Here is a 13,510-nt window from a genome sequence, read left to right on the forward strand (position 1 = left end):
GGGCGCTGAACCATGCCGGTAATCACAACCATCGAAGATCTTCGCCGCCTCTACGAACGGCGCGTTCCCCGGATGTTTTATGACTACGCCGAAAGCGGCAGCTGGACTGAACAGACCTTCCACGACAACAGCGCGGATTTCAAAGATATCCGCCTGCGGCAACGGGTTGCCGTGGATATGGACGGCCGGTCAACCGCTACGCAGATGCTTGGGCAGGACGTTGCAATGCCGGTCGCGCTGGCCCCGGTCGGGCTGACGGGAATGCAACACGCAGACGGAGAGATGAAGGCCGCCAAAGCCGCCGAAGAATTTGGCGTGCCGTTTACACTGTCCACCATGTCCATCAACTCGATCGAAGATGTGGCCGAATACACCACCACGCCGTTCTGGTTTCAGCTTTATACGATGAAGGACCAGGATTACATCAACCGCCTGATACAGCGCGCCAAAGACGCAAAATGTTCGGCCCTGGTGATTACGCTTGATCTACAGGTTCTGGGGCAACGGCATAAGGATCTGAAAAACGGCCTGTCCGCACCGCCGAAGCTGACCCCCAAAACCATCGCCAACCTGATGACCAAATGGTCTTGGGGGATTGAGATGCTTGGCGCAAAGCGTCGCGAATTCGGCAATATCGTCGGTCACGCCAAAGGCGTCACAGACGCGTCCTCGCTGGGCGCATGGACCGCCGAGCAGTTCGATCCCAGCCTGGATTGGAAAAAGGTTGAAAAGCTGATGGAGCAATGGGGCGGGAAGGTAATCCTGAAGGGGATTCTGGATGCCGAAGACGCCAAAATGGCGGCCAAATTGGGGGCTGATGCCATCGTTGTGTCCAACCATGGGGGGCGCCAACTGGATGGCGCGCTCAGCTCAATCCGCATGTTACCGGAAATCATGGATGCGGTCGGCGGCGACCTTGAGGTTCATCTGGACAGCGGCATCCGTTCTGGCCAGGATATCCTGAAAGCGCTGGCCTTGGGGGCCAGCGGAACCTATATCGGCCGCGCTTTTGTCTATGGGCTGGGCGCGATGGGACAGAAGGGTGTGACGACCGCCCTTGAGGTCATCCAAAAAGAGCTGGATACCACCATGGCCCTGTGTGGCGAACGGCACGTCAACGATCTTGGACGCCACAATCTGTTGGTACCCGAAGATTTCGGCGGGCGCTGGCAAAGCTGACCTTGTTTCCGGGGGGCTGGAAATTAACAAAAAAGGGGGCGCTGCCCCCGTCGCGGCAAGCCGCGCCTCCCCCGGGATACTTTTAGCCAGATGAAGAGGCCGCCCCTTGTTCATCTGGCCTTAAATATCCCGGAGCGCGAGGCAGAGCCTCGCTAAATGCCAATCCGCCAAAAACCCCTTTCCAATCTTGATGAATCAAGCTAAGGACGCGGCTTCACGCGGGTATACAGCCTTGGAGGATGCCCGCCCTAACATTGGAGATATATCATGGCTGGTGAGATTCCTGATCTCGTAGCTCTGGAACGGACGGGGACAGGCAAGGGCGCCGCTCGTAAAGCACGCCGCGAAGGCATGGTTCCGGGCGTTGTATTTGGCGGCGACAAAGACCCGCTGGCAATCCAGATCCCGTTCAACGAACTGTTCAAGCGCCTGAAAGCGGGCCGGTTCAAGTCGACCCTGTGGAACCTGAAGGTTGAAGGCCAGGAAGACGTTCGCGTCATCTGCCGCGACGTTCAGCGTGACGTCGTCAAAGACCTGCCGACCCACCTGGACCTGATGCGCCTGCGTCGGACCACCAAGATCGCGCTGTTCATTCCGGTTGAATTCATCAACGAGGAAGAAGCACCCGGCATCAAGAAGGGCGGCGTTCTGACCGTTGTCCGCCCTGAAGTTGAGCTGGTCTGCACCGCTGGTGACATCCCGGACAAGATCATCGTTGATCTGGCTGGCATGAACATCAACGATGTTGCCACCATCTCGTCTGTTGATCTGCCGACCGGCACCACGCCGACCATCGACCGTGATTTCGTGATCGCCAACATCTCGGCACCGACCGGTCTGGCGACCAGCGACGACGACGAAGAGGCCGAAGTGGCCGCCGACGAAGTCGAAGTCGTAGGCCAGGAAGAAGAGTAAATTCGGACCTAACGATCCGATTTTTGAAACGGGGCCTCTTGAGGTCCCGTTTTTCTTTTGGCGCGACCGGGCTGGAACACCGGCGGCATTCCGTGCGATCAACCAGATGCCAATTCCACCTCTGCATAAGGACAAGTCAATGAAACTGTTTGTCGGCTTGGGAAACCCAGGATCAAAATATGCCCGCAACCGGCACAACATCGGTTTTATGGCCGTTGATCGGATCGCCGAAGATCACGGGTTCGGCCCCTGGAAATCCAAGTTTCAGGCCGGCATCGCCGAAGGTCGTCTGGGGCGCGAAAAGGTTCTGCTGCTGAAACCCCAAACCTTCATGAACCGCTCAGGCCAAGCCGTAGGAGAGGCGATGCGGTTTTACAAACTGGAATCTACCGATGTGACCATATTCCATGACGAGCTGGACCTTGCCCCCGGCAAAGTGCGCGTCAAGGCGGGCGGAGGTCACGCAGGCCACAACGGCCTGCGGTCAATTCATGAACACATCAGCCCCGCGTATGACCGGGTGCGTCTGGGGATCGGACATCCGGGCCGGAAAGAAATGGTTTCGCCTTATGTTCTGGGGGATTTTGCGAAAGCCGATGCTCAATGGCTGGATGATGTCCTGCGCGGCGTGTCAGAGGGCGCGGGCCATCTGGCCGATGGGGACGGCGGCAAGTTCATGAACGCGGTCGCCTTGCGTGCAGCGCCGCCCAGATCATCGAAAACCTTGGCAGAAAAGCCAAAGGCTGCGCCCAATCCCACGCCGGTACCACAGCAAGACGATCGCTCGGCCATGCAAAAGCTGTTGGACAAGTTCAAGTAGAACCCTCGAATGTTTCCGTAACGTCCCAATTGCGGAATGAACCTGTTCGCGGTCCAATACGATACGAAAATAGGAGGCGACGTATGAGAACCGTTGTGAAATGGGTGCTGCGCATCTTGCTGATGCTGGTGCTGGCCGCTGTGGTTGTTGGTATCTGGAAGCGCGAAGAGATACAGCGCCTGATGGCGGTGAATTCCTTGTTTTCAGAAGATAAAATCGTTCACAACTTCTCTCATATGAATGAGGCGTTCAATACGATCGACCTGCCGCGTGGGGACGGGCCAACCTGGGAGCTGCCCTATGGACCCGGCTTTGACCTGCCTCAGGGGACCGACACCTGGATCGAAGATCGTGCAGTAACCTCACTGCTGGTGATGCAGGATGGGCAAATCCGGTTCGAGGAATATTATCTGGGCACCGCCCCCGAAGATCGTCGGATCTCGTGGTCGGTTGCCAAAAGCTATCTCTCGGCCCTGTTCGGCATTCTGCTGGCCGAAGGCGCAATCGAGTCGCTGGATGATCCGGTGGTGAAATACGCGCCAAAACTGGAAGGTTCGGCCTATGATGGCGCGACCATCCGCAATGTCCTGAACATGGCCAGCGGTGTTACCTTCGACGAAGATTATCTGGACTACGATTCGGATATCAACCGGATGGGGCGTGTCCTCGCCCTGGGCGGAGAGATGGACGATTTCGCAGCCTCGCTACAGGACAGTTTCGCCACGCCGGGCGAAACCTGGCAGTATGTCTCGATCGACACCCATGTGATCGGAATGGTTGTCCGGGGTGCGACCGGCCGCAGTATTTCCGAATTGCTGACCGAACGGATCGTCCAGCCGCTGGGGCTGGAGCGGGACGGGTATTATGTGACCGACGGCGTAGGCGTTGCATTTGTACTGGGCGGACTGAATTTCACCACCCGCGACTATGCCCGGTTTGGACAGATGATCCTGCAAAATGGCGCGCATAACGGGCAGCAACTTGTTCCGGCGGATTGGATAGCAGAATCCGTTTTTCCCAGTGCGCCCACTGCGTCCGGGGAAATCGGGTACGGGTATCAATGGTGGATTCCCCTCGGCGCGCATGAGGGTGAATTTCTGGCCCGCGGCGTGTATGGTCAGTACATCTATTTCGACCAGCCGCGCGGTGTGTTGATCGTTTCGACTGGCGCAGATCGCAACTTCCGCGATCCGGGCGTGAATGAGGTGAACATAGAAATGTTCCGCACCATTGCCCAAAGCCTGTAGGGTGTACCCATGGAAAAACAGGACAGCATAAACGTGCTTGGAGGTGTTCTCGCGTCGTGCTCGCGTGATCCGCTGACTGGCTTCTTTCGGGATGGGGCGTGCAATACCTGCCCCGAGGATCAGGGCAGTCACACGGTTTGCGTGGTGATGACGGCTGAATTTCTGGCGTTTTCCAAATACGTTGGAAATGACCTCAGCACTCCGCACCCGGAATTCAACTTTCCCGGCCTCAAACCTGGGGACAGCTGGTGCTTGTGTGCGGCGCGCTTTCTTCAGGCCCATGACGAAGGCTGCGCGCCCAAGGTTCACCTGGAGGCGACGCATCAGCGGGCGCTGGAGGTGGTGCCTCTGCGCCTTTTGAAAGAATACGCCCTACTGAATTGAGTGGACCGGCCCGGGAGTTACCCCGGACCGGCCCTTATTCGGGATCAATCCCGCAGTTTGACCAGATCGGACATCAGCCCTTCGGTCCCGTTGTGGACCGTCAGCCGCTCGACCTTGCCAGCGATGGTTTCCAGCGCCTCAAGCTCTTTCAACCGCAACATCACCGGGTTTTCCGCCATCACCTTTGCGGTGTTCAGCAGAGACCGCGTGGCGTTGGTTTCTTCCCGCCGCCGGATGACGTTGGCCTCGGCCTGTTTTTCGGCGGCGACCACAGCGGTCAGGATTTCCCGCATCTCGCCGGGCAGGATGACGTCTTTCAACGCGATCTCACCCACCTCGATGCCGATCCCGGCCATCTGTGTCCGCACCCGATCTGCGGCCTCGGTGTCGACGTTGACTTTCTCGGCCAGCAGCCGGTCCAGTGTCATCGCGCCAAGGGTTTTCCGGAACGCCAATTGCAGCGCCCGGTGCAGGGCCTGATCGAAATCCTTGACCGCCCCCACCGCCTTGACCGGATCAACAATCCGGTAGTCAGCGCTGAGGTTGACCCGGATGGTCACCCGATCCTTGGTCAGAATCTCTTGACCCGTCACCTCATGGGTGCGTTGCCGCAGGTCGATCTGCTTGACCTCGACGTTGCGGCCCACTTTCCAGAAGGCGTGCGCGCCAGGGGACAGCTGATCCACCAGCACACCGTCAACCGTCAGCAGACCAGTATGCCCTTCGGGCACCTCAACCTGCATCAGATGTGCCCGCAACCCGGCCCGAACCAGCCGTTGTGCCACCGGCTTCGGTACCGTCATGGACACGGTCAACGCGTGCCGTTCGACGTCCCACGGGCCAGCGTCTTTCCAGACCAACACCCGTGCTTCGGGGTTAAGAACCCGAACGGGCCGCCCATCCCGCAGAACAACCAGAACCTCTTCGGGCCCGGCCCGGAATTCGACCAGATGCGCAGCCGCCAGTTCAGGCCGGTTTTGCATCAGCGCCCGTTCATAGCGCGACACGAAAAAGAGAGCTTCCAGATCGTGCATCTCGGTCAGGACATCCTTGCGCGGCAACCGGTGTTTCCCGGCCCCCAGGATGGTGCTGAACACCCCTTTGCGCAGAACCAGCATCCGCTGGGTTTCGGTCAGGGTCAGCCGGTGATAACCGGTCAGCCGGTCGATCAGATCTTGGAACAGTGTCATTTCATATCTCCTTTTCGTCTCGCTCTATCGTCGTCGCAAAAGCGAACTCCTTTTCATGTTTTCAGTGGGTTGCACCCCAAGCGGGTGGCAGGTGTGACGCCTTCTGCCGAAGGCAGGAAAGACCCGGGCGTCCCCCGCGCCATGCCCCTGCGCGGGACGGTCAGAGAGAGGGGCGCGGGACAGATGCGCCGCGTGATCCTTAGGGATCATACGGGGCACCGATCCGGCGGTACCATCATCCACCCCCCGGCCCAAGGCCAGAGCAGCGAAGGCCCCTGCCCCGCACGGGCAAGCCCGGCGGCGCGCGCGGCACCCACCCTGCTGGGGAACGCCCGGACCCATATGGTTTGGACCGCTTGCGCGGGCCGGCGTGGAAGGCCGGTGCTGACCGAACAGCGTTTGTTCAAATGACGGGAGTCGAACCCGTTACCCATCGATTCGCAGTCGATTGCTCTACCAGAATGAGCTACATTTGGAGCTTTGGAAGGGGTCGAACCTTCGCCTACAGATGGGAAATCTGCCGCTCTATCCAACTGAGCTACAAAGCATGTACCAATCCCCGGTTTCGGCCCTGGCATACGGAATCGGCAGCGCCGCCCGCACCGGGAGAGTGATCACCTCTGCCCGCTAGGGTCCGGCCCGTCGTGACCGGTAACGGCGTGTTTAGGCGAAAGGTCTGGATTCGCTCAATAATTATTTCACGGCCCGAATTTCACCTGTGCCCTACGCGCAACAAAATTACCCATCCACGCAATATTCGAAAAATCTGACATCAAAACACAAAGCGGCGCACCCGTTGGGGGTGCGCCGCTCTTGCCGAAAATTACAAATTTTACCGGATGATCAATCGGTGCTGCGGCCTTCGGTATCGGACATGTCAAAGTTCAGGTACTTGGCCACAGTCTGCACGTCCTTGTCACCGCGTCCGCACATGTTCATGCAGATCAGGTGATCTGCGGGCAGATCGGGCGCGATCTTCATCACATGGGCCAGCGCGTGGCTCGGCTCCAACGCGGGAATGATGCCTTCGGTGGCGCAGCACAGCTGGAACGCCTCCAGCGCTTCCTTGTCGGTGATCGAGACATATTGCGCACGGCCGATATCGTGCAGCCACGAATGTTCAGGCCCGATGCCCGGATAGTCCAGACCGGCCGAGATCGAATAGCCTTCCAAAATCTGCCCGTCGTCATCCTGCAGCAGATAGGTGCGGTTGCCATGCAGCACACCCGGGCGCCCACCAGTCAGCGAGGCGCAGTGCTCCATTTTTTCGTTCACGCCTTTACCACCGGCTTCGACACCAATGATGTTGACCGATTTATCGTCAAGAAACGGGTAGAACAGGCCCATCGCGTTCGAGCCACCACCGATGGCAGCGATCAGCGTGTCAGGCAGGCGTCCTTCAGCCTTGTGCATCTGTTCCTTGGCTTCCTTGCCGATGATCGACTGGAAATCACGGACCATCGCCGGATAAGGGTGCGGACCAGCCACAGTCCCGATGCAATAGAACGTGTCGCGCACATTGGTCACCCAGTCACGCAGCGCGTCGTTCATCGCGTCTTTCAACGTGCCTCGGCCGCTCGTCACCGGGATCACCTCGGCCCCCAGCAGGCGCATACGGAACACGTTCGGGGCCTGACGCTGCACGTCGTGCGCGCCCATGTAGACCACACATTTCAGACCGAACTTGGCGCAGACAGTGGCCGTGGCCACGCCGTGCTGCCCTGCCCCGGTTTCCGCGATGATCCGGGTCTTGCCCATGCGCCGCGCCAGAATGATCTGGCCCAGCACGTTGTTGATCTTGTGTGCGCCGGTGTGGTTCAGCTCATCACGCTTCAGATAGATTTTCGCACCGCCCAAATGCTCGGTCAGACGTTGCGCATAATACAGCGGCGAAGGGCGGCCCACATAGTTCGTCCACAGGTCATCCATCTCGGCCCAGAAGGTGGGGTCATCCTTGGCCTTTTCATATTCCTCTTCCAGCGCCAGGATCAGGGGCATCAGCGTTTCGCTGACGAACCGTCCGCCGAAAATGCCAAAGCGGCCCTGCTCGTCGGGGCCGGACATGAAGGAATTGAAAAGATCGTTGGCCATGGGTGTCTCCATCGTCGTATCCGCTGTTCATAGGCGGTGGCGGCGAGATTTGCCATGGGCAAAACGCATCATTCTGCCGCTTGCCCTTGCTGTGCCCAGACCTGCAACGCCTGATCCCGGCTTGGCACGGCAATGCAGGGGAAATGATAGAACGTATTCACATCCGCCAACCGTGCGGCCGCCTGCACAACCTGCCGGTGGGGGCCGGATTGGGCAAACGTCAGCATTGCCTCGGCATCGTGCCAGACGCTGAGTGAGAAATAGAGCCCGCGATGCGGAAACATGCCCGCGTGAAGACAGAGCGGATCCCCGCGCGCCTGCCGCAATGCCTGAGACGCGCGCCAGAAGAATTCTGGCGCGTAGTACCACCGTTTCAGGGAAACTCCGCCAATCGCTGCCAGCATGAACGCACCCTCTTTACGGGGGTACGTGGTCACAAGGCAATCAGATCACTGGGCTGCGTCGATAAAAGACCGGATCAGGCCCGCGTCCTTGATCCCCGGCGCGCTTTCCACGCCCGAGGACACATCAACCTGACGTGCCCCGGTCATGCGCATGGCCTCGGCAACGTTTTCGGGGGTAAGCCCACCGGCCAGCATCCATGGACGCCGCCAGTATTTACGCCCGGCCAGCAAACGCCAGTCAAAGGACAGCCCGTTGCCCCCCGGCAATTCGGAATTGCGCGGTGGTTTGGCGTCGATCAGCAGTTGATCGGCAATCTCGGAATACAGATCAATCGCAGCCAGATCTTCGGGTTCGGCAACGCCGATGGCTTTCATCACCGGCAGGCCGAACCGATCCCGGACCCGCGCCACACGTTCGGGCGATTCTTTTCCGTGAAGCTGCAACATATCCAGCGGGACAGAGGCCAGAATCCGATCCAGCTCCTCATCCGGGGCATTCACCGTCAACGCCACCTTGGCGATACCGGCCGGCACCAGTTGAGCCAGTTCCGCCGCCGCTTCTATGTCCAGGTGCCGCGGGGATTTCGGGAAAAACACGAACCCCACATAGCGCGCGCCAGCGTCCACCGCAGCGCGCACATGTTCAGGGGCGGTCAGGCCGCAGATTTTGACGGATACATCGGGCATAGGTGCCTCAGCTGGCCTCGTCCAACAGCGCCAGAACTTCGTCCTGGCCTTCGTTCTGCTTTTTCTTGAGCTTCTTGACCTCACGCTCAAGCTTGCGCACTTCGCCGGTTTTGGCTGTGGCGTCGCGGCGATGCTTATGTTCGCGCAGCCATTCCCACAGGAAGCCGAGGACCAGACCCGCAACGACGCCGCCCAGTACCACAACGAACAATGGCAGCGACGTGCTGAAGTTAACGCCAAGCAGGTCGGCAATCGCATCCGGCATCAGCTTCAGCTCAACCACTTCGCGGTTGGCAAGCGAAATGGAAATAAGAGTGATCCCGAGGATCGCCAGAAAAGCATATCGAAGATAACGCATCATGAGATCAGGCTTTACCGTTCAAACGATCCCTAAGCAACTTGCCAGTCTTGAAAAAGGGAACACATTTTTCTTCGACCTGAACAGTCTCACCCGTTCTGGGGTTTCGACCGACACGCGCGTCGCGCTGTTTCACGGAAAAAGCGCCAAACCCGCGCAGTTCAACCCGGTCGCCGCGCGCCATGGCATCTGTTACTTCTTCGAACACAGTATTCACAATCCGCTCGACATCACGCTGATACAGATGCGGGTTCTCGTCGGCGATTTTTTGAATCAGTTCTGAACGGATCATGTGCGTTACCCTCCCAGGCGACCGGTTAACCATGTCTATTATTCTGACCACTATAGGAAAAAACCCGGATCGGGGGAACGTAAACTCTGTGTGCAAAGCATTCATTTTACTGCAAAGTCGTGCGATTTTTCGCTTGTTCGCGCAATTTTCACCCCTAAAGCGTGAGCGACAGCCGGATTAACCCCAAAAATCGGAACATGTTGATTCGCAACAAAAACGGCCCCACGCAGTCGCGCGGGGCCGTAAAATCGGTTTTGGCTGATGCCCGGGCTTAATCGCCCGATTTCAGCGCTGCACCCAGGATGTCGCCCAGCGATGCGCCCGAGTCGGAGGAACCGTACTGTTCCACGGCCTCTTTCTCTTCGGCGATTTCGCGTGCCTTGATCGACAGGCCCAGACGACGGGTCTTGCTGTCAACGTTGGTGACGCGGACGTCGATCTTGTCGCTGACCGAGAAACGCTCGGGGCGCTGTTCGGCACGATCACGCGACAGGTCCGAGCGGCGGATGAAGGACTTCATGCCTTCGTATTCCACCTCGATGCCGCCATCTTCGATTGCGGTCACTTCGACGGTGATGATCGAGCCACGCTTCACGCCACCCACGGCTTCGGCGAACTTGTCACCGCCCAGGGCTTTGATCGACAGCGAGATACGCTCTTTTTCCACGTCAACTTCCGAGACAACGGCCGAAACCATGTCGCCCTTGCGGTAGTTCTGGATCGCATCTTCGCCACGTTCGTCCCAGGACAGGTCGGACAGGTGAACCATGCCGTCGATGTCGCCTTCGAGGCCGATGAACAGACCGAATTCGGTGATGTTCTTGACTTCGCCTTCGACTTCGGTGCCCTCGGGGTGTGTTTCTGCAAACACTTCCCACGGGTTGCGCATGGTCTGCTTGAGACCCAGGGAAACGCGACGCTTGGCGCCGTCGATTTCCAGAACCATGACGTCGACTTCCTGGCTGGTCGAAACGATCTTGCCGGGGTGGACGTTTTTCTTGGTCCAGGACATCTCGGACACGTGCACCAGACCTTCGACACCGGCTTCCAGCTCGACGAACGCGCCGTAATCGGTGATGTTGGTGACGCGACCCTGATGAACCGAGCTCAGCGGGTACTTGGCAGCAACCAGATCCCACGGATCGTCCTGCAACTGCTTCATGCCCAGGCTGATGCGGTGGGTTTCTTTGTTGATCTTGATGACCTGAACCTTGATGGTTTCACCGATCGTCAGGATCTCGGACGGGTGGTTGACCCGACGCCATGCCATGTCGGTGACGTGCAGCAGGCCGTCAACACCGCCCAGGTCAACAAATGCACCGTATTCGGTGATGTTCTTGACAACACCTTCGACGGTCTGACCTTCGGACAGGTTGCCGATGACTTCGGCACGCTGTTCGGCACGTGATTCTTCCAGGATTGCGCGGCGCGAAACAACGATGTTGCCACGGCGACGGTCCATTTTCAGAATCTGGAACGGCTGCTTCAGACCCATCAGCGGGCCAGCGTCGCGCACGGGGCGAACATCAACCTGCGAACCGGGCAGGAACGCAACTGCGCCACCCAGATCAACGGTGAAGCCACCCTTGACACGACCAAAGATCGCACCTTCGACGCGCTGGTCGTCGGCGTATGCTTTTTCCAGACGGTCCCATGCCTCTTCACGGCGGGCCATCTCGCGGGAGATGACGGCTTCGCCACGGGCGTTTTCTGCGGCGCGCAGGTAGACTTCTACCTCGTCACCAACAGCGATTTCAGGGGCTTCGCCGGGATTTGCGAATTCTTTCAGATCAACGCGGCCTTCCATTTTGTAGCCGACGTCGATGATGGCCTGGCCCGCTTCAATCGCGAGAACCTTGCCTTTGACAACAGAACCCTCTTCGGGCGTGTCCATTTCGAAGCTTTCGTTCAGGAGGGCTTCGAATTCCTCCATGGTTGTATCAGCCATCTGGCAGTGTTTTCCTTTACATACGTTTTTACTGGCCGAGCGGTTGTCTCCGCCGGTCTTGTTTCATGATGTCTCAGGCGTGACCCGGGGCGTATCTGAAAACACAAACACAAAGGGCCGAGGTAACCCGGCCCTGCTCAGATACGTCATCCGGACGTTAACCGCCCTTGTTAAGACGCGTGCTCTATACCGGGTTGGCGGCCGCCCCGCAAGTCGAAAGCCCCGCAGCCGTGAATCCCATCCGAACCTATCAGCCTCACATTAACTTGAAGATGTGCAGGCTATGTTGCGCCCCGACAGCCGACAGGGCACCTGTCTGGCACTGCAACCGCGAACCGGAGCCTTGGATCATGGAAGAATTCGATCTTATCGTCGCACAGCAACCCCAATGGGTACAGATCTGGATGAACATCCTGATGGTTGGTGCGTTCATCCTGCCGATCACCCTGCTTATCTGGCGTCAAACCCGCGTGGTAGCGGTCATCTGCATACTTGGCGGCGTGCTGGCGGGGATCGGCGTCATGTTGATCTTTACCCAGATGGGGTTCGTCAGGCTGATGGGTCTGGGGCATGTGCTGGTCTGGACGCCGCTGGCCCTTTATCTGTGGAAACAGCAATCCCGCCCCGAGGTGCCGATGCCCCCCAAATGGATCATCCGCGCCGTTCTGTTGACCATCGCGATCTCGTTGGCGTTCGACTATGTGGATGTGATCCGCTATCTGCTGGGCGATCGGACACCGGTGCCTGTTCCCGCCTGATCACAGGTCGGGGCTCAGATCTCCTCGCCTTTCTTGAGCAATTCATCAATCAGAGCGCGCTGCAGATCGTTACTGTCACCGCCCCCGAACTGCTGCGCGCCCCCGGAATACAACGAACCATAGGTCGTTGCGATATTCACCGTCTGCGCCAACCCCGAGATCAACTGATCCTTTTCCAACGGCGACAGCGGATGAATGAAAGCCGCCCAAAGCGTGCCATTGGCAATCGCATAGCGCGCGTCCAGGGCGCTGTCGAAATTGGCCTGCATCATGCGTTGCATATCCTCGACGGTCAGGTCCTCGGCGCTGCGGATTGGAACCATCGCGCGCATCCTGTCAGCGTTGGCGTCTGTTATCACCAGAACCGGGACATCCGACACCGTCAGCTGAAAACCGGGGCCGCGCGGCTGGGCCTCGGGGTCCAGGGCGAAAATGATCTTGCCCAGACGCTCATAGGTCATGGGCGGCTCTGCCTCCTGCGCGGCCAGGCCTCCGGCCAGGAAAATCACGAAAAGGGCTAGTCGGATCATGGTGTCGCTCCTGCGGGTTGCTTTTCAACCATAAGAACCCGCCCTCACACTGACCACACAAAGCTTAGTGAAGAGTATTTCCAGATCAGCCGCAGCTTTGAACGATCTGCAAAGTTTACCGTCTTTTTGGACATAGCTCGTTCAGAACCATACATCTACGTTTGTTTCAGCGGCTGCCACACAGGTCGCCCCGAAGCTGAACACGGAAGGAAATGCAATGAAATCTCTGGTCCTGACCACCCTGATCGCAACCCTGCCTCTGATCGCCGCCCCGGCTTTCGCAGCAGATGAGATCAACGTCTCAAGCGGTATCTCGGCCGCGGGCGCGCCATTGGCGGCGCATGGCGCCGATCTGGTGGCACTGGTCAATGACGGTAATCCCGTCGGCGGCGTTGCCACCCACTCTGCAACTTATGACGGCGCATCCTATTACTTTGCCAGCGCCGCGAACCGCGAAGCGTTCGAGGCCAACCCCACCGCCTATCTGCCACAGCATGGCGGGTTCTGCTCGTTCGGGGTGTCGGTCGGCAAGAAATTCGACGGCGACCCGGATCAGTATCTGATCGCGGATGGCAAACTGTATCTGTTCCTGAACGCCGAAACCCGTGCGGCTTTCTTGAAGGATGTAGCAGGTACGTCGAAAACCGCTGATAGCCAGTGGTCAGAAATCAAAAGCGTCGCTGCTGGCGAGCTGTGATCCACCCCGA

The 13,510-nt window shown here is 58.6% G+C and carries 15 protein-coding genes and 1 tRNA gene; 7 read left to right on the top strand and 9 right to left on the bottom strand.

Annotation, left to right across the window (positions count from 1 at the left end; genetic code table 11):
* Positions 1–12: 12 nt before the first annotated feature.
* From JT51_RS08890 to JT51_RS08910, 5 genes are all read left to right on the top strand, one after another.
* Positions 13–1,179 (top strand): alpha-hydroxy acid oxidase, encoded by a 1,167-nt coding sequence (locus JT51_RS08890; RefSeq protein WP_037310859.1) that lies wholly within the window; start codon positions 13–15, stop codon positions 1,177–1,179.
* 267 nt (positions 1,180–1,446) lie between these two features.
* Complete coding sequence (locus tag JT51_RS08895) at positions 1,447–2,094, top strand: 50S ribosomal protein L25/general stress protein Ctc (RefSeq protein ID WP_037310861.1); 648 nt, start codon at positions 1,447–1,449, stop codon at positions 2,092–2,094.
* Between the two features lie 139 nt (positions 2,095–2,233).
* Entirely contained in the window at positions 2,234–2,914 is a 681-nt protein-coding gene (gene pth / locus JT51_RS08900) for an aminoacyl-tRNA hydrolase (protein WP_037310863.1), read from the top strand.
* 83 nt (positions 2,915–2,997) lie between these two features.
* A complete protein-coding gene (locus JT51_RS08905) occupies positions 2,998–4,161 on the top strand; it encodes a serine hydrolase domain-containing protein (RefSeq protein WP_037310865.1) in 1,164 nt (387 codons plus the stop codon).
* Positions 4,162–4,170: 9 nt separating this feature from the next.
* Positions 4,171–4,545 carry a DUF2237 family protein gene (locus JT51_RS08910; RefSeq protein WP_037310866.1) on the top strand — a complete coding sequence of 125 codons (375 nt, stop codon included), beginning with the start codon at positions 4,171–4,173 and terminating at the stop codon, positions 4,543–4,545.
* 44 nt (positions 4,546–4,589) lie between these two features.
* Here the strand turns inward: JT51_RS08910 and JT51_RS08915 are convergent, their stop codons facing one another.
* The 8 genes from JT51_RS08915 to rpsA all read right to left on the bottom strand — a co-directional run bounded on the left by JT51_RS08915 (position 4,590) and on the right by rpsA (position 11,515).
* Complete coding sequence (locus JT51_RS08915) at positions 4,590–5,735, bottom strand: slipin family protein (RefSeq protein ID WP_051927463.1); 1,146 nt, start codon at positions 5,733–5,735, stop codon at positions 4,590–4,592.
* Positions 5,736–6,137: 402 nt separating this feature from the next.
* Positions 6,138–6,211: transfer RNA gene (locus JT51_RS08920), tRNA-Arg, on the bottom strand.
* Positions 6,212–6,578: 367 nt separating this feature from the next.
* Positions 6,579–7,826 (bottom strand): tryptophan synthase subunit beta, encoded by a 1,248-nt coding sequence (gene trpB / locus JT51_RS08930; protein WP_037312011.1) that lies wholly within the window; start codon positions 7,824–7,826, stop codon positions 6,579–6,581.
* A gap of 68 nt (positions 7,827–7,894) precedes the next feature.
* Positions 7,895–8,263 carry a hypothetical protein gene (locus JT51_RS08935; protein ID WP_152563320.1) on the bottom strand — a complete coding sequence of 123 codons (369 nt, stop codon included), beginning with the start codon at positions 8,261–8,263 and terminating at the stop codon, positions 7,895–7,897.
* Between the two features lie 12 nt (positions 8,264–8,275).
* Positions 8,276–8,917 (bottom strand): phosphoribosylanthranilate isomerase, encoded by a 642-nt coding sequence (locus tag JT51_RS08940; protein ID WP_037310870.1) that lies wholly within the window; start codon positions 8,915–8,917, stop codon positions 8,276–8,278.
* A 7-nt stretch (positions 8,918–8,924) separates the two neighbouring features.
* The gene (locus JT51_RS08945; RefSeq protein WP_037312015.1) at positions 8,925–9,275 is read right to left on the bottom strand and encodes a lipopolysaccharide assembly protein LapA domain-containing protein; all 351 of its coding nucleotides are present in this window, start codon (positions 9,273–9,275) and stop codon (positions 8,925–8,927) included.
* Positions 9,276–9,282: 7 nt separating this feature from the next.
* A complete protein-coding gene (gene ihfB, locus JT51_RS08950) occupies positions 9,283–9,567 on the bottom strand; it encodes an integration host factor subunit beta (protein WP_037310872.1) in 285 nt (94 codons plus the stop codon).
* A 271-nt stretch (positions 9,568–9,838) separates the two neighbouring features.
* Entirely contained in the window at positions 9,839–11,515 is a 1,677-nt protein-coding gene (gene rpsA, locus JT51_RS08955; RefSeq protein ID WP_037310874.1) for a 30S ribosomal protein S1, read from the bottom strand.
* 350 nt (positions 11,516–11,865) lie between these two features.
* On the opposite strand from rpsA, the gene JT51_RS08960 reads away from it, so the two are divergent.
* Entirely contained in the window at positions 11,866–12,273 is a 408-nt protein-coding gene (locus tag JT51_RS08960; protein WP_037310876.1) for a hypothetical protein, read from the top strand.
* Between the two features lie 14 nt (positions 12,274–12,287).
* On the opposite strand, the gene JT51_RS08965 is transcribed toward JT51_RS08960, so the two are convergent.
* A complete protein-coding gene (locus JT51_RS08965; protein ID WP_037310879.1) occupies positions 12,288–12,803 on the bottom strand; it encodes a hypothetical protein in 516 nt (171 codons plus the stop codon).
* 217 nt (positions 12,804–13,020) lie between these two features.
* Here JT51_RS08965 and JT51_RS08970 point away from each other — a divergent pair, with 217 nt between their 5' ends.
* A complete protein-coding gene (locus JT51_RS08970) occupies positions 13,021–13,500 on the top strand; it encodes a YHS domain-containing (seleno)protein (protein WP_037310882.1) in 480 nt (159 codons plus the stop codon).
* The last annotated feature ends 10 nt before the right edge of the window (positions 13,501–13,510 follow it).

The sequence above is a fragment of the Ruegeria halocynthiae genome, assembly GCF_000743705.1.
Taxonomy (GTDB): Bacteria; Pseudomonadota; Alphaproteobacteria; order Rhodobacterales; family Rhodobacteraceae; genus Ruegeria; species Ruegeria halocynthiae_B.